The sequence below is a fragment of the Gottfriedia sp. ABJ_BB2_2 genome, from assembly GCF_055484705.1.
Map to the genome: position 1 here is coordinate 71,200 of NZ_JBVFKR010000011.1, position 18,770 is coordinate 89,969.

At 29.8% G+C, this 18,770-nt stretch carries 11 protein-coding genes; 3 read left to right on the plus strand and 8 right to left on the minus strand.

What is annotated here, in order from left to right:
* Positions 1–2: 2 nt before the first annotated feature.
* The gene (locus ACX6U0_RS18435) at positions 3–2,183 is read right to left on the minus strand and encodes a Mu transposase C-terminal domain-containing protein (protein WP_464961328.1); all 2,181 of its coding nucleotides are present in this window, start codon (positions 2,181–2,183) and stop codon (positions 3–5) included.
* Positions 2,167–3,009, minus strand: coding sequence for a TnsA endonuclease C-terminal domain-containing protein (locus ACX6U0_RS18440; RefSeq protein ID WP_464961329.1), 843 nt, complete (start codon positions 3,007–3,009; stop codon positions 2,167–2,169). The genes ACX6U0_RS18435 and ACX6U0_RS18440 overlap by 17 nt, the downstream gene beginning before the upstream one ends.
* Before the next feature lie 217 nt (positions 3,010–3,226).
* Between ACX6U0_RS18440 and ACX6U0_RS18445 the strand changes: the two genes are divergently transcribed.
* Positions 3,227–3,619, plus strand: a complete 393-nt coding sequence (locus ACX6U0_RS18445; RefSeq protein WP_464961330.1) for a helix-turn-helix domain-containing protein — start codon at positions 3,227–3,229, stop codon at positions 3,617–3,619.
* A gap of 238 nt (positions 3,620–3,857) precedes the next feature.
* On the opposite strand, the gene ACX6U0_RS18450 is transcribed toward ACX6U0_RS18445, so the two are convergent.
* A complete protein-coding gene (locus ACX6U0_RS18450) occupies positions 3,858–5,168 on the minus strand; it encodes a hypothetical protein (RefSeq protein WP_464961331.1) in 1,311 nt (436 codons plus the stop codon).
* 187 nt (positions 5,169–5,355) lie between these two features.
* Positions 5,356–6,462: a DUF3800 domain-containing protein gene (locus tag ACX6U0_RS18455; protein WP_464961332.1), complete on the minus strand. Its 1,107-nt coding sequence runs from the start codon at positions 6,460–6,462 to the stop codon at positions 5,356–5,358.
* A gap of 466 nt (positions 6,463–6,928) precedes the next feature.
* Between ACX6U0_RS18455 and ACX6U0_RS18460 the strand changes: the two genes are divergently transcribed.
* Together ACX6U0_RS18460 and ACX6U0_RS18465 are read left to right on the plus strand one after the other, a co-directional pair.
* Positions 6,929–7,327 carry a hypothetical protein gene (locus ACX6U0_RS18460; RefSeq protein ID WP_464961333.1) on the plus strand — a complete coding sequence of 133 codons (399 nt, stop codon included), beginning with the start codon at positions 6,929–6,931 and terminating at the stop codon, positions 7,325–7,327.
* A 103-nt stretch (positions 7,328–7,430) separates the two neighbouring features.
* The gene (locus ACX6U0_RS18465; RefSeq protein WP_464961334.1) at positions 7,431–8,456 is read left to right on the plus strand and encodes a type II TA system antitoxin MqsA family protein; all 1,026 of its coding nucleotides are present in this window, start codon (positions 7,431–7,433) and stop codon (positions 8,454–8,456) included.
* Between the two features lie 377 nt (positions 8,457–8,833).
* Here ACX6U0_RS18465 and ACX6U0_RS18470 read toward each other — a convergent pair whose 3' ends face one another.
* The 4 genes from ACX6U0_RS18470 to ACX6U0_RS18485 form a co-directional block, all read right to left on the minus strand.
* Positions 8,834–9,340 carry a hypothetical protein gene (locus ACX6U0_RS18470; protein WP_464961335.1) on the minus strand — a complete coding sequence of 169 codons (507 nt, stop codon included), beginning with the start codon at positions 9,338–9,340 and terminating at the stop codon, positions 8,834–8,836.
* A gap of 10 nt (positions 9,341–9,350) precedes the next feature.
* On the minus strand, positions 9,351–16,028 hold the full coding sequence (locus ACX6U0_RS18475) for a DNRLRE domain-containing protein (RefSeq protein ID WP_464961336.1): 6,678 nt from the start codon (positions 16,026–16,028) through the stop codon (positions 9,351–9,353).
* Positions 16,029–16,570: 542 nt separating this feature from the next.
* On the minus strand, positions 16,571–17,788 hold the full coding sequence (locus ACX6U0_RS18480; protein WP_464961337.1) for a hypothetical protein: 1,218 nt from the start codon (positions 17,786–17,788) through the stop codon (positions 16,571–16,573).
* Positions 17,789–17,964: 176 nt separating this feature from the next.
* On the minus strand, positions 17,965–18,765 hold the full coding sequence (locus ACX6U0_RS18485; RefSeq protein ID WP_464961338.1) for a hypothetical protein: 801 nt from the start codon (positions 18,763–18,765) through the stop codon (positions 17,965–17,967).
* Between the last annotated feature and the right edge of the window lie 5 nt (positions 18,766–18,770).

The window sequence follows — 18,770 nt, forward strand, 5'->3', positions numbered from 1 at the left end:
TTCTAATCTCCAATTTGCATAATAAGGTTTAATAGAGTATTCCTTGAATCATCAGTTTTTTCTTCATAATCTTCTTTGTATCTATGATTATTATTTAATTCATCAGAATTTAAGGTTTCATTCCCATTTAAATTATTCCAACTCTGTGAAAGCCTAATTTCTTCATTTTCCTCTTTACGATTTTGCTTAATATCTCTTCTTCTAGAAGATTGAGATTGAAAAGGATTTTGGGACTCTTTAGTCTTATTTTTTTCTCTATTTATTATGTTTTTCACTTTGTTATTAATATCACTCTTAAACTGCCTTTGTTCAGTGGATTGTAATGATATTTGGGTCGAAAAATAACGTTCCTGCTCAATTACATCTTCCAACCTTATATCCTTTATAAATGTAGCTGTATTGATTTGATCTTCAATTATATTAGCAGTAATAATTTCATTTTTTCCCAAAGTAAAGTGTATTTGACTCAAATTTCTTGGGTCATACACTACATTCAGCTTCCTTCTTTTCCTTCTTGCTTTTTCAAACCATCCTTCTTTTATCGCTACTTCACACGAATAGTTCCTCTTATTTAAAAATATTCCATCTGAGGTGACCGTGGCATTTTTATTGGGAAGCAATGAGAACTTAACAATATTTTCATCTGCAACTCTTAAAATACTACTTCTATTCACTCTACCCCAGTTCCAAATATTTAATGGCGTTGGGATTATATTCTCTTCCATCATCTCTCTTTCAAGTGGATAACTCTTAATGATTGTATTGTTATGCTCTAATATGCTGTATACTAAAAATTCTTCAAATGATTTTAAGGTCAATACAGCATCTAAAGCATAGTCTTTGCCTGTTCTCTTTTTGTGATCTATTTGAACTGCTCCTGGTATCCATTCTTTAATTTTTTCATTTAAAGTCCTAAAATGCCTCTCAACTATACTTTTTAGATCCCCCCTATATGGAGGAGTATTCTTAATCCTTATTCCTAATATTTCAGTTAAACGATCTGATGAATTACTAAGCATTTCACCTCTATCCGCACAAAAAGACCTGGGTATATGAAAGCACGGCCAATCCTCATTTTCTATTTCAATATTCAGACTTTTACAATACTCTTTTTTATTCTTAGTAGCGTTTTCTATAGCCATCATTGCACATATCCAGGAAGGTCCTTCTAATGCAACATGTAAACCAACTACCATTCTCGAATAGACATCTTTTACTATATAAACAATTGGTCTACCTAATAACCTTGAACGATCAATCGCACTTACTAAATAAACATCTGCCATAGTTGCATCTATTTCAAACACTGCCCCAGGTCCATAAGCTTTTCCTGTAGCGTTTCCAATTGTCCTCCTATGTTGTAGTTCAAACTCAAGCTCACCTTTTCTATTTATCATACGTTCTTTAAAATTGAAGTTATTAGCATACCAAAATTGAAATTGTCTAAATGTAGGTGTATATTCGTCTTTTTTTAAGATAGGTGTCAATTCCCCGTATTTCTTTTTATAGCCTTCAATATACAGTTCCTCGCGCATTTTATTATAGGTCTGCATAAGATTTAGTTTTTGATTTATATGAAATTTTTTTATAGCAAATCTAAATAACCTCTCGTCCTCTAACGAGACACCTACTCCGGCCATTTCTGGGTGAAGCTTACTCTTTAATGAGGGTCTGCCTAATTTCTTTCCTTTATATTGTCTTTTTTTTCCCTGTCCGCCACAATTATCATAGTTAGGCAGTAAAGCGTTAATATGCTTACCACCGATCCAGTATCTCCTTAGTAAATTATTTAACCTTTTATCACCAATTCCAAAATTTGATTTTATATCCCTTAACATCTCAACTCTAAATTTTTTATAATAGATATGTGGTTCCTCAATTACTACATCTTTAATAAATTCCCAAGCAACATCTCTTATTTTTTTGTGCTTTTCTAAATAGTCATTCTCTGGATAAACCTTATAAAAATATGGATCTTGTTTAACAATTTTTACTTTTACTTCTTCTAATGAACTTATAAGAGAATCATAATCTCTTATATATGGATTTTCATTTTCAACATCAATCCTTATCAATACAACGTTATCTTTCTTTGGTGACACCCATAGGATTCTTTCAATTGAAGTTACTTCCATTTCTTCGTTACGCCATTCTAAAATTGTATTCTCAAAAATTTGTTGCAATAAAATCACTTCCTTTTTGAGAAACATTCTCTTTACATATCAATATCCGGCTGGGATTAATTTTTTCACTAGAAATGTCTGTTAACCAGATTTTATTTGCTAATAAATGACGAACCACGAAAAGAGATGTACCTGGATCTAGACCTAATTTTTCGTCAAATTCAGATGTTATTTTTGCTAAACCTCTTTCTCGTTTGTTTATTTCTTGTAACAAGTACTTCGCTATTCTATCTATGGAATTTTGCTCTAAGTCATTTCTTAGATCTAAATTCTTGGCATCATGCAGCCACTCTATGTTCTTCACAAAATTTAGATTTATATTTTTATCAGTCACAATACACCAATCAGTTACCCCTTGCTCTAAAAAGAAAACACGTTCAATCTCAAATTTATCAAGTTGTCTACTATCTAAGTCGTTTTCAGATTTAATTGTTCTAACAACTTGCTTAATACCTTCAGGGGTTTGAAGTGTTATTAAAAAATCCGTGGTCATTACTTTATATTCTCCATCTAAATATGGATGATCAATCCCAAGACTTTCTGCGATTTTTATAGTTCGTTCTATAGGCAACAACGGATATTGTTCACGAATATCGATAACATATGGCGACCATTCTAAAGTTAAAAAGTAATTAAATTCCAAATTAGAAAGAAAATGGTGTACCCTCCCTGTTTTCCACCCTTTAGTCCTATCTGTATATGATTTGTTTATTTTAGTTCTAGCGTTAAGCCATGGTTTATAGAGTGAGCCTTCTCCTTGACCTCTACCTTCTTTAATTAATTTATCAATGTTTTTTGGTGAATTTAGATTCCTTTTTCTTCCCATATTGATCTCCTTCAAATAGTGAAATTGTGATTTAATTAAAAACAAAACATTAACATAATAAAATGTCGTAAAATAAGAGAGGAAACTTCAGTATAATTATTTTAGTTCTTTATACCTATTCATAAAAAGTGTAATCAAAATAAGTTAACCTTATATTTATAGGTATAGTTATATATTATTTACTTTTCACCCATTTTTCAAGTTTAGGAGGAAATTTATGGAATCTATAGCAGATCGTATCAAAAAAATTAGAGTAAAATTTAATATGAAACAAAAAAACTTTTCAGAGCACATCGGAATATCGCAAGCAGCATTGAGTGATATTGAAAAAGGTAAATCCAAACCGTCAATAGATACTGTAATTTCCTTAAGTAAAAAATTCGAAGTCTCAACTGACTGGATTTTAAGAGGTGACCCTATTAGAAATGTTACATACCATGACAATGAAGTAATAAACTCCTTATTTATAAAATTATTTAATAATCTTGCTGAATTTTATTCAGTTTTAACTTTCGATGAAAAAGAACTACTAAGTAACTTAAACAATTTGGATAATGAAGAAAAAATTAAAGTACTAGAGAAACTAAAAGACCAGATTTCTGAACATTAGTCTAATTATGTTACTAAAAAACAGTCACCCATATATGAGTGACTGTTTTTTAGTAACATAATTAGAGAGACTATCTTATCAAATTATTTTTTATGGTAAGCTAACTTTTACCGAATTTTCTTATTATTCTATTTCTTATACTTCACAAAAAATTTAGAGGTTGAATCAGTTTCAAGTCAATTCTCTATTGTTAGATTCTTATAATTAATTCTCATTAAAGTCTTTCTTTTTTACTATATCAATCTTTATCTTGCCTAATAGTTATTATGGTTTTACTACTAACTCTTTCCAGTTTCCAATTACTGGAAATATACAAGTACCCATTTTTCTCTGCAACAACTATTCCTTCCAAATACTTTTTATTTTTATTATTCTTTTCTTTATCATTACCGTTAATTTCTAATTTATCATAATCAAAATATACTTTTTCTAACTTTCCTATTTTACTACTAGAAAAACTTGCTATATCCCTAACGAAAATTGACGATCGCATTATGCCAAATGGTAATATTGTGGTTATAAACATGAGCAATATAGGTGTGAATACTAACAAAATTTTCATATCATTGACAAAAATTTTTTTTGTAATTTCTGAGTTAGTCTTTGTATTATTTTTAGAGCTATCTGAGACATGCTTTTTCTCATTTCTATCTTTATTAATTCCTGTAAGAACAAATAATAAAGTAATGAAAACATTCATGATTATTAAAATTACAAAATTACTTTTCTCTGAAATATGAAGCACTTCGTTAATAATTATCTTTATTATCAAAGGAATAAGGAATAGCACGGGAAACATTATCGTAAACTCAATTAATCTATTATTTTTATGTTTATCTTTAAATAGAGTAAACAAACATCCAATTAGTAAAATAAAAAATGGATATATTGCAATTATCAATTCTTTATAATTAGTTTGTTTAGTTGCAACCACTATAATAAATCCAATATAGAATCCCGTTAATGTACCAGAAATTGCTGGCAACCAATATTTTGGTGCATTGCTCATGTAGAATCCAAAAGCAAAAAGTAAAAGGGGTGCAATCCAAATTACTGCAAATTTAATTGTATATATGTCTATTGATAATAGGTTAACGAAAAATGTTGATACACCAAAATGTAATAGAACACAAAATGCAATAAATACTATAAATATAACTATTTTTTCCTCTAATCGCTTAAGATAGGGTTTACTCGATTTCTCTTTCACATAAATTAAAGTTCTAAAAAAATAAATAATAACTGAACTAAAAACACAGCAAAGAACTATAAATATTCCCACAATAATTACTGAATAAAAATTTATTGGTACAGGATTAATAAATATTTCCAAAAGCGAGGTTGGGCTATCTTCAGTACCACCAAATAAAAATCCATATAAAAATATGTATCCAATTGTATATATGAAGAAACTAATTATAGAGACTAAAATTGAAAGCTTAAAAAGCTTATTATGTTTCATAATATATCTTTGTAATAACCAGTAAACAAAGCGATGTAACTTATGTTTCTTGTAATAGTAATAAATTCTTAAACAAGCAAAATACATTCATACTACTCCTTAATTTTTTCTTACTATATTAATTCGGTTACAACATGCCTTTTATTAATAATTTCAAACAAATTTTAAAAAAAAAAAAAAACAAAAAGACGCCTAAGTTGATTATTTTTTACTGATGTTGCACATAGAAGAATCCGACGAAGCGTAGAACTCAAATTAAAATCTGTATTTGAACTTACAAAAAATCATACTCTAAAAAGAATTTAATCTTTAATTCAAACTCATTACTACCAACGCCATGCTTAAATCCTGTACTTACTTCAAGAGAATGAAGCAAAATTCCTTGAAATTTTATCATTTTGACTTTTTGTAGCTCTGAAAGCCCATTTAATATTGTACTTAATTTTTGTATATTAACTGATTCCAAAAAGGCCATCCAATAACGCAAAACACCTACAATCAAGTCAGATACTTGCACTAAGCGTTCATCTTTTGAATCTACAAATTTATAATTTATAGCTTTATGTCCTGATAACTGTATTCGATTAGAGTTCAAAATTTGTTCAACATACAACTCGTGATCCAAAATATGTACTGCCTTAGGATAAGTAACTATTAAGTTAGCATAAAAAGTTGAATAATCACTTATTGCAACCTTATCCTCGTTATCTTCCAAAAATACCAGATGCCGGTTTCTATAGTTTTTTAGTGATTGCCGTAAATATTCTAGATAAAAATTATCACCAATGTTTACAGACCATATCCAATCAACAATTTTCTCAACAAACTTTTTATGATTTTTGATGTTGGGATAATCTACTTCAATTAGTAAGCTTATAAACCAATCTTGATATTCCTTAATCAATAAATAAAAGTGATTTTTCAGTTCTCTATTTAAATCTGGCCCACCAAACCATGACTCTTCCATTGAATCCACTATATCAACGATTGTGTAATAAAAATTATCAACATAAGAATAATGGATTGAGTATTGTTTTTCGTAAATCCACTCAATAAGAGTAGTTACTCTCGGTTTTGATAACAAAGATAAAAAGTCTTGTGCATTTTGACGAATGTGCTTAAATTTAACTTCAGTCACATTTTCCTGCAATAGAAATTTAGAAAAAAGTTCATCAATATCATCGCTAGAAGCAGACTTATCAGATTCAAAACCAATTCCGCCTAGAATAAAGAATTCGTGTTCGTTAACGTTAAACCCATTATCTGTCAATCTAAAAGTACGAGGATTATTAGTTTCGTCATAATACAGTATGTAATTTTTATCTATGTTGGTTACGCCTCCTTCAGAGGCAATAAAATTATATAGTAGAGAATAATCCATTTCGGCTCCCCATTCATTTTATAGTATAAGAAATATATTCATCACAATTTTTTTCATTAGTCCGTTCAATACCTAAGTTTGCTTTTACCTCCTGTGACGAATATTTCTTATGTCTATTCACCCTACCGTGTGAATCATTGGAAGTAACAAACCATCCAAATCTTTTAACAATATCTTTTCCATCTTTCTTCTGTACTCTCCCTTTCTTGTAACTACTATATTGCACTGTAAAAAGTTGAATCCCACTCACCTCCCCCAAAACACCCGATTTAGTCTTCTTTACCCATTCTGGATTGTATCAAACATTCTAATAATGTTAAATAAATGTTCTATATTTTCAGCATATTTAATCATTTTCAATACAGTTAGGTTGTGAACAAAATACATCAATTGGTTGTTTTTGTTGCAATATACACCAAACAGTTGTATATTGAGTATATATAAAAAGAGAAAGGTTTGAGGAAAGTTGGCTAATGGTAGAATTGAATCACAAGCGAATGTAGAAGCGTATTTGGCAACAACTAAAGCAATTTTTAAAGCAAATGGTAACAATATTCAAGTACAAGTAACAAGAATTGGGGAAGATCCTAAAGATCCCCAATATGTTTACACAACGGAATATACACTGAACACACTTCAATATATTGCTGAAGATGTAGTACGGGAAATCAAATCACTTACAAGTAGTGATTATGTTGAAACTGTACCTGATTTAAAAAGACCAGGAACTCCCGATTTTTGGGTGTTTGAAAAGGTCATAGGTGGTAGAAGCGTTTATATCAAATACAAAATGAGAAATAGACGTTTAATCTACTGTATGTCGTTTCATTTCCCTGAGTTTCCTATCGTAAATAAACCATACTAAAAAAAAGGAAGGTATACACTTTATCCGTATACCTTCCAAAAACAAACCAACTTAAACCTTAATAACCTTTTTAAACGGAAAAACTTATTAAAGGAGAATATTTATGGAAAGAATTGAAAAAATAATGATGGAATGTCCATACTGTGATGAAAAACATGAACTATCTATTATTACCTCCAAAGCTAGAACTATAATAAATGAAAAAGAAGTTGAGTATGATAGAACTATTTATTATTGTCCTGTAGAAGAAGAAAGTTTTGTAGACAATAAATTAATGAAACAAAATCTTGCTTCATCATTAGATGCTTATAAAAAAGATAATTTATTAAATTCTAGTGAAATTAAATCTATAAGAAGTCGGTTCGGATTATCTCAAAAAGAATTTTCACATTTACTTGGTTGGGGAGAAAATACCGTACAAAGGTATGAAACAAAATCCATACAAGATGAAACATATGATCAAAAAATGAGAATGGTAGACGAAAATCCTAAATTTGCTCTTAGTGAGTTGGAACGGCATAAAGATAAATTCTCTCAAGAAAAATATAACGAAGTTAAAAGTAATTTAATGGCGCTCATAAAAACTAAATCTGCTAAATATTTTAATAGGGAATTGATTGAATCACTATACATTGAATATAAAGAACCCTCTATTGTAAATGGTTTTAAAACATTGGATTTGAATAAAATTGAAAATATAATCTTGTTTTTCTCTAGTTACTCGGAACGTTTATATAAAGTTAAATTAATGAAATTACTTTGGTATGTTGATTCTATACATTTTAAAAGACATGGTGTCGGAATGTCCGGCCTAATATACAAGCATATGCCATTAGGGGCTGTTCCTCAAGGTCATGAAGATTTATTAAGATATTGTAGTGATAAAATTGAAATAAAGGAGGATTTGATAAACGATAACATTTCATATATGATCTTACCTAAAGATAATATAGATTTAAATAATTTCTCTATTGATGAAATCAATATTCTAAATGATGTTAATAATAAATTTAAAGCTATGGGAAGTAGACAAATTAGTGACTATATGCACGAAGAAATAGCTTATAAAGAAACAACTAATAATGAAATAATTCCATATAGCCTATCAACACAATTAAAAGATTTTTGATAGAAAAAGATGCTTTCAATGAAAGCATCTTTTCTTTTTTTAGATATAACAAACTTGTTGAAAGCTTGATTAATTTGTCTCTGTGATTTGAACCATAATTTCGATTACCCTTAATACTTAAGACATTTTTAATATTTTATTTTTTAAAATAAATACACTAATGCGCTATGCACTTATGGATTAGCATTTGTGATCGACTGAATTTTATCAATCTATTCATTAAAGAATTTTCTACCAAGTAACAACTTTTTTATTCCATTAAATTTAAATTTATCCTCTTTTCGAAAATTATCGATTAAGTATTACATCTTATTGTTTCCCGTAAACTATTTTATAAAAAAACCTTGAAAGGCAAAAAGCCATTCAAGGTTAAAACGTTACCCACTATGAACTTCAAAACAAAAATATCCAAACGCTATATCTTCATCTCTTAATTGCATTTTTCTTTTGGCAATTTCAAATAAACGCGGTAAAAGCGATTCCAAATAATCACGGTATATTATTAGTGACAGCTTAAAACACTCAACATCATTGTGTTCACAAACTGGGTATAGTTTTTTGCCCATCTCAATTTGGTCATTAGATAAAGTTGGGAAATGTTGCTCTAAGCATTCTATTACATGATTTTCTATTTCTTTCTTATCTAACTGTTCCCTACATTCCAAATAAAACATATAATTATCGAATTCAATCTGCATATTAACTTTTTCATTTATATAAAAGGGATTTATTCTTATATATTCTGTAGTTGACTTGGATTCAATTATCTTCTCTATAATATCGTTTAAATGCGTAATTGTTGGATAAAGTCTGTATTTACCTCTATGATAAGTTGTATAATCATAGATTATTTCGTTAATTTTCCCTTCTTTTTTAATTATCATATCATATCACCTACTTTGAAAAATTAGGATCAAATTTCCAATTTGATTTATTCAAATCAGAGACTTGTATTACTTTCTTAGTACCATTATCAACTGCTACATAGTGTGTTTTATCTTTAAAGTAAACTGTAACTTTATTTTTTGTATATTTGTTTACCGCACTAGAAATTTTATATGGTTTATTTATCACTTTTGCTATACTTGCTTTAGTCCATCCACGGTCAGAAACTTGATTTTTATAAGCTGCTTTTTTAAATTTATCACTAAAAACTATATCTTCCGCACTTACTTTACCCTTAAAAGCATTTTTCACAACTTTATAAGTCGTTTTTATTCCATTTTTTATCTTTTTACCTGCTAATTGTATTGCTTTCTTTGCACCATAGCCTGCACCTCCAGCTACAACTCCTCCACCTGAAATACCACCAACACCTGTAGTTTGTCCATCATTCTGTGCTGCGTTTCCATCAAAATCAAAATACATAACCGGATTATTATTACCATATGTGAAACCATTTTGTGAAGCTAGATTATCTACAGTACCGGGATCCGAATCTAATGATAAAAACACACCTTGTTCTGGTTGGTAGTATCTTGCAATTAGATAATACATCTTTAATTCTTTATCATACATGTATCCAGCATATCCAAATGGATTTTCAACAGCTAAACCTGTTCCAGTTGAAGAAATTACATTCCCCCATGCATCATAGGAATACGTTGCAACTATAGCATCACTATCATCAGTCAATGCAACTACATCTCCATGACCATTATAGTGATAGTAGAAAATTTGACCTTGAGTTTTCATTGCTAGACGATAACCATCTGCAGAGTAAATATACGATCTTAGTACAATCCCTGAACTGTCAGTTTCATATAATACATTATTACTATCTCCGTCATAATAATAATTTGTTACTTTCCCGTTAACTGTTTTTTGAATTCTACGATCTTGTTCATCGTACTGATAAGTTGCAAAAGGAGAGCTATCACCTATTTTCTTGACAGAAATTAATTGTCCAGCAAGGTTCCATCCGTAAACATAATTACCGTCTTGCTTACGATTTCCTTCTAAATCGTAGCTAATAATTTGATTTCCGTAATTTATTAATTGATTTGCATCATTAAATTGAGCGTTCGTATGAGTTGTTGTGCTATTCTTAGTTATAGATACCTTTGTACGATTTCCATAGTCATCATACAAGTACTCTTTAAGTGTATCATCAAATTCTTCTGTTTCTAATTGGTTCATTTCATCGTAACTATATTTAATATTTACATTACCTGACTTACTGATCTCCGTACGATTACCATTTTTATCATATTGATATGATTCATCTAAGATAGTCGTTCCATTTTCAAGTTGAACCTTATATGAATCGACAAAATTACGATTGTTATATTGATAAGACGAATACGAGTTGTTTCCTGCTAAGTAATAGTTTACGTTTCCAAATTCATCAAAATAGAATTTAAAATTCTTATTTGAACTCGATACTGTAGTATTTTGATCAAGACTATTGTAACTATAACTAGTCATTTCTGTAATCGAACCACGTGTAAATGAAGAGCTATTTAATTTATCTGAATCTGAATCAAAATCCCAAGATTGAGTGCCTGAAATTTGATTATCGTTTCTACTATCCGTTAACAGTTCAAGCCTTTTCTGATCGTCAAGTATTCTAGTAACTTTTTGATGAAATAGATAATTATCAATAAAAGTTACATAACCATCATTATCATACTCGTACTCAAAGTATTTTGTTGTATTAAAGGAAGTAGTTTTCAACCTATTTGTACCGTCAAATGTATTATCAATAACTATACCACTTGGTAAAGTTGATTTAAGTAAATTATTATTCTTGTCATATAGATTTACCGTTTTAAGACCCATAGAATCAACGATATTCTCTAGATTACCATTCTTATCATAACTATATTGATAAACCTGTGCTGACTTTAATGGATCGTCAGATTGAAATGTACTATTCTTAATTAATCCATTTGGATAATAACTATACTGCACAGAACCACCGTTTGCATATGTTACTTTTTCAATTTGATTATCATTATAATACTCATAAGACTTTGTGTTTCCTAGTGAATCTATAGCGCTATAAATATTACCGAAACTATCATAATCATAAGTTGTTGTAGCATTAGTTGGATCAAAAATTTCATGAACATAATTTCCATCAGAAGTATAATTTGTTTTGGAAACATGATTACTTTCAATTAAACGAATGCCATCAAACCATGCAGTACCTGTAAAGTTTCCACCGAACACAATTGATAATTCAATCTTATCAATCGGTTTACTGTCCGTTGTATTGATAGATTGGTATACTCTGTTCCATTCATTCGTTCCGTCTGTAAAGTTTGCGTAGAATGTTTTGTTTGTCCCATCAGTATAATTAGCAGTTGCCTTTAATGTGAAATCCTTAGAGTCTTTAGTTCCATTAGCCAAAACACTTAGAGACTTTGATAATCCTGTAAGTGTTAATTCTAATGGTTTCTCTGTAATTTTCTGACCAATTATAATTGTTTGCTTATATTCACTTGATGGTTGGGAAGAGTTCACACGTACAATTTTTAATGAACTACTACCATCAAAAACATCAGTTGATTCATTTGTCCCCCCAGCACCAGACCAACTAGTTACTAAATTTTCAAACCCACCATTTACAACTGGATTATAAAGTGATTGAAATTCTGATTTTTCTAGTTGAACATTATCAAACCATACATCACCACTTGCAGTAGATGTATAGTGATCCACTTGGAGGTATACATCAATTTTAGTTGTTCCTGTTGGAGTTTTAAATGTAAAAGGTAAATTCGTCCAATCTTTCTCACCTTTTAACTGACTTACTCTATTGGTAGTGGATGTAATCTTAGTCCCACTAGCATCATAAAAATAAATATTATAAAAAGCTTGTGCTTCTGTTAAATTGGTTTTAATTTTGCTACTAATTGTATAATTCGTATTTTCTTTTATATTATTTACAGATTGTTGAACATAAATATACCCCAACTGGTTTGCAGTAGTTGACGTAGATTTAGTTGTTAATTTAATAGACTTATTTCCTCCAATGTTCCCGGAGCCAATTGTATCAATGCTCATAGTGCCACTATCATTTGCTTTGAAAACGGTCCATCCATTTGTACCATTTTCGAAGGTACTATTGATAAGTAAGTTAGATGCTGCACTTAACGATTCAACACTTTCAACTTCATTACCATAAACATCATAGACACTTCCTGACGCAGTTGCATTAGTAGTATCAAATGAAGAAATTGGATTTTTCTTTGAATCATATGATGTTCTATAGGTTTTATCTTCGGTATCCTTATAATTTGTTAAATTATTATCATTATTGTAAGTAAAAGATTCTAAACCGTAATGAGTATTAGTTGTTTTAACATTGCCTTTCTCATCATAGGAATATGATTCACTAATTTTAGATTCACTATAGTCTTGTGGATTTATTGACTGTTCCAAGTTATTATTCACATAGTTAGTTGATGATGTAATATTTAATCCTCCAACATCTTCAATTACTTTGGTCGGGTTAGCATTAGCATTGTACCAATATTGGTTTTGCTTCAAACTTGGTAATGTAACAGTTAAATTATTGTTATCTTCATTGTACTTTAAAGAAGTAACGTATCCTTTTGGGTCAGTAACCTTTTCAACCTTTTCACTGTCAATTTGATAATCAATTTGAGTAACAATTGGTTCTCCATCAGTTGGACCAATAATCTTGTTTAATCTTTTTGAGCTATCAAACTGATACTCAGTCATAGAACCTTCTGGGTCTTGAACGTTACTTAAAAGCTTACTACTATTATACTCATATTGAATTATACGTGTAGAATACTTAATTGTATCTATAAGGTCAGTTAAACCGCTTGTTGTCTTATATCCTATGTTGACCTTACGACCAGTTGCATCCTCAATAGTGACTAACTTTCCACCTGTGTAAACAAATGTTGTTTTATTGTTATGTTTGTCAGTAATACTTTTTATTTTTCCCGTAGAATAATCAAAGGTGATTATTGTTTGACTAGTATCTTCTAATGTATAATTAGTACCATTATCTTTCAATGTAAGGTATGTTCCTGGTGGTGCAACATATTGTCCAGTTGTATTTTTAGTAAATCTTAGTATTGTACCATCATCGTCAGTATAAATTAAATCTGTACCATCAACTTGTATCGAACTATCTAGATTACTATGCCACCCTAAACCAAATACTCCTGTAACATTAGATTGGCTATTATAAGTACGAGAAACCTCTATCCCTGGACCTCTACCATCTAATGAAAAATCAATTTCTGATGTTACATAGTTTCCTGTTCCTACGTTTACGCTTCCTCTTGGTACATCAACATATGTCCAATAGTCTTCAATACCTAAGAATGGTACTGGTTGTCCTATAGTAGGTGTATATGCCGTAGCTGAATAAGGAGATTCCCCATGCTCATCATATTGGCTTATTCTGAACCAGTAATTTTTATTATTAGGATAAGATGTTGCATAGGTTCTATATAGTGGTGATGGATCTAACGGTAACTCTGTTCCACCATAGTTTGTATCATTTGCACCTACCGGATGGTGTAAAGGTACATTTGTATGTCCCTGAATTTCTTCTGGAAGTGGCCAAATACCTTTATTTTGAGTTGTCCAAGTGTCGGAATTTTCAACATCATATGCCTCGTAAGATTTACCATTATAGATATAAACTTTATAACCAGTAGCCTCAAGATTTTTATTCCAATTTAAGTTTACATAACCCGATTGTTCTGAAACCATATTAGTAAATGCTTTTCCGATTGGTGCTTGTGGTTTATCAAAGATTGTTGGTGTTAAGGCATTCGACATATCACTTTCACCAATACCATCTGCATAAATCACAGATATTCTAAACCAATAATGTTTTGTTGTTGGATACGCACCACCGGTCTTAGCATACAAATAATCGGGATTAGTTGGAAACTCTTGCCCGCTTACTCCATCTGTATATAGTGTTTTTTTTCCTGCATCTATTTGATCTTTCGATGGCCAGATTTTTTTGCCCTTAGTAGTGAATGTTGTTATATTTCCATCATCTATTTTAAAAGATTGATATCCATTACCATTATAAATCCAAACATTATATCCTTTCGCACCAGCAGAAGGTTTATCCCAATTAAGTGTAAAATATCCAGTACCATCCGCGTTATAATAGGTCTTTAATGAATCTACATTTAGAACAGGAGTTGGAATGGTATAATTAATTGAAATATATGGATTTAAATTAGAGTTAGATGTTGATACAATTTTTTTCCAATAGGACTGACCATTTCCATTTGTATGGAGCATAAATCCGTAATTCGAATTTGTTCCATTTAACCAGCTCTTCAACGTATAGGTAGCATCAAATGTAGCCCATTCACCTGCTTTAACTGATACATTATCAAAATTAGCAGATGCTGGTCTATTATTGTAAGTAACTCCTGAAACAGACCACGGTTCATTTATCCTATTAATCCATAGTCCAGTTGCCGTACTGGATGCTGAATGTGTTACATACGCATTGAATGTTGCACTTGTAATATTCAAACCTACGAATTTATCTATTGGTTGAGCTAAAAAGGCTTGACTATTACCTGTTGTAGAATCATAATTTCCAACCTTTAAGACATATTGATTTAAACCTGAATCCCATTTACTTGAAGTTGACGAATAATTTGTATCTGGATAAGCACCCATTACAAAAGCATCATATGAGTTTGTTACGGAAAATGACGGATCAATAAAAATTGGAAATTTTCGTTCCGGACTAGCTAACCAATCAGCATTCGCATTTAAAGTTAGGATATATCCTTCTTCAGTTTCGTCAATGCTAAAATCTACATCACTTGATGTAGAAGCCTCTCCCGATTCCGAGTCAATGTTTGAATCAGACATATATGGTTTCGGTAGATCAAACACTTTATTGCCTTCTTCATCTTTCATTAGAATATTACCAGATTCATCTACTTCAGCTTTTAAGTCTGTGAGTATCTTAAATTTGAAAACATGATATCCATTATATTCATGTAAAACTAAATCTTCTTTAGTATTTTGGTTGAATGTGAAGTTTTGCAAATCAATTTGAGGAAAAATGTCTTCATGGACAATTTTATTTGTATCCTCTACAAATTGAGCATTTACATCACTTGCTTCTAGTGGTGTTTTACCTTCTCCTGATGCTTGCAATATTGATAGTGACATTGAATGCCCTTCGTATGAAAAATTAGCATATTTACCATTTGACATCGTTTTGAGGAACTCTGTATCAACTACAGTATTTTCAGTAGTAACTATGTTTGTTTTAGTATCGTCTTTTGTTAATTCTGGAGATATCTCTTCAAAATTTTCTTTTCCATCTTCCTGCATATGTATAGGTTCAAAGTAAATCTTTTTAGTGTATTTACCATTCCCATTATAGAAAGTCTTTGTGTTTGCTGTACGCTCTTCAACAAGCTCTCCAGTTTGTAAATTACTATTTTGCTCTGGATCTGTTTTGATTACTTTAGCATCTGCATTTTCTACAGGTATAGTTGTTGAAGTTGCAAAGCTTTTAGGTGGTATTATGCTCAAAACAAATACAGTTAGAAGTACTCTGATAAAGAAACTTTTCATAAAACGTTTACTCATGTTGTTTACCCCTCTGTTGTTGATTTCTGCTATGGTTGAACTTGTCTTCTGTCTTCCCTCCGTCTATGTATTGTAAAACTACCTTTATAGTTTATTTATTTTCAATATTAAATACAATAAGAAAATTTAGGAAAGTTATAATGATATAAAACTTTTTTTATTTTCAACTACTTAATTACATACAAAAAAGAAGCTACTTTTACATAGCTTCTTAATTAACTATAATAGGTTTAGTTAACTTCGTTTATTCGATCTCGTGTTGTAACATTAATATTCATGACAACTAGCATCTAAGATGAGACTCGATAAAAAGAATATAACTTTTCTTCTTTGTTTTTAGATATCTAATTTCCTCTTATTCTAGAAAACCCGTTTCCTTTTTGAACCTTCCTTAGAAAAAACAAAAAAAACCGTAATAGACAGACTACAGGTGTAATTTGTTTGTTACGGGTTTGTCCCGATATTTTACATATAGATATATATAAAATATTTGTAAATACTAGACACGTATTTTGTTTACCTTTAAAGGTACCAATTATTCTTTAAGAAAGACCCTTTTTTGCATACTCTAGATGTCCATTTTCAATTAGTTCATTAATGACTTTTTTAAGTTTTTGACTATATTCTTCCTTATTAAGAAAACCTATCCACATCATTTTATATTCATCTAGTAATTCAGTAATATTCATATCTCTATTTTCTTTAAGAAGATAAATTGTAAACCCCGGTACAAATGGGTAATATTGTATTTTAAGACTGACGCTATTATTGGTAAATTCTACATTATTCTCACATTGAAAAGAGTTATGATCTATCTTCTTAATAAAATTAAAGTTGCTTAATTCAGAGGAAATTATTTCATCTGTGGCCTTAGACATATTAAATGGCACATATCGATCCTTTTTAATTAAATCTAATCCAATTCCTTTAAAATGTTCTAAGTGATGTTTGATAATATACTTTAGATGTGAACCACTTGTAAAAAATCTATACTTACCGTCGGTTAGTTCACTCGTTTCATATGAAAGATTATATACTGTCCGATGAGTATGAACATAAAAACCAATTTCATTTTCTGTTATATATATCTTTAATCCTATAGGATATCCACTGTCTTCATTAAAAAAACAATAATCTCCTAGAGAATAATTATTCGTATATTTTTTATTATAATAAAAATTTAATTCTCCTAATTTGTCTTGAAGTGAATCTAGAATTATTTTTCTTACATTTATTTTTTTAGCTTCTTTTCCAAATTTGTGGATAACTAATGAATCATGTTGTTCATTTTCATTAAGTATGTTTTTGGTTAATTGACTAATTTGAACTGTATCCTTAAATTTTTTTAAAAATAGAAAATCACTTAGTTTATTATAATCTATAAGTTCAAACCTAAAATTATCATTTGGTATTAAGTCTTTCAATAATTCAATAGTACCTTTTATTTCTATGTTAGAACCTTCTTTTTGGATAATATCAACATCTAGGGAAAATAATTCTTTTCCTTGATTATAATACTTGAATCCCCATCCATAATCTTCACTTTCATAAAAAGGAACTATCTTAGCCTTATATTTTTCCGACAAACTTAAAGATATTGCCTCAAACTCATAGATGTAATCATTTAATTCTAAAACTATCCATTTTTCATTTAATTTATAAAGTAACCCTGAAGAATGTTGTTTATTTAGAAACATAGTTAGTTTTTTTGTATCAACTAGATTATTCTCAATTAATATAACGAAAAGCGAATTACTCATTTAATCACTCTTTCTTTATTAATAAAGTTTGTAAGTTTTATGAATAAAAAATGTAGAAACGATACAAAAAACAATAAAGTATCATTTCTACAATTAATTATTATATATATGAATTATATAATATTTACTTAAATTTTATTTTAATGCTAATAAGAATTGTATAAAGTAAGTTTCCCTTAGTCAATAGAGGCATCTAAAATTTCATTTGCTCCAGGTACATAGCGAATACCATTAGAAGCTAATACTACTGCTGCAGTAATTGCACTTGCTGAAACCAAAGCAGCTCCAAAGGTCAGAACTCCTGCTACAACTAAACCCACAACTATTACACCTGTTGCAACAGAAGCAGCAATTACTAAACCATTTTTTATATCTTTGGCATAAACAGTATAGTCTTTATTTTCTGCATCTTTGATAACATATGGTACAGTATAATAATTCGACTTTGGAGGATTTGCTTTTATCTTATTATAAAATATCAATCCAGGATTCTGACTATAGTTAGTAAATAAAACGGCAAACTCACCTGAACCTGGAACTAGTATTGCTGTACCGGCTGGATTCCATAAAGTCCCCTTTCCAGCTCTACGATTACCATTTAATGTTGGATATTTATTATATTGGTTAACATATCCTTCAAGTTGATCTGTTGCCAAATTTCTTTTACTAAACGAAGTATAGTTAGAATATGGCTTTATTTCATAAATAGAAGCCGATGTAGTATCGTTATAATATTCAATAAGTAAATCCGGCTTTTGAAGTTTTTCATTTGGAAGCTTAGGTAAACCTTTTCCACTTTTTTTAGTATCTCCTAATAAACGATTACTTGCTGCAAAATACTTTGTAACTTCTGTATGGACTTTCGTACCAAACCATGCACCTTCCCAAGCTGCATAACTTTTATTCGGATACAAACTTATAGCAAGAAATAATACTGATATAAGAATACTTAGTTTCTTTAAAACCGAACAACACATATATT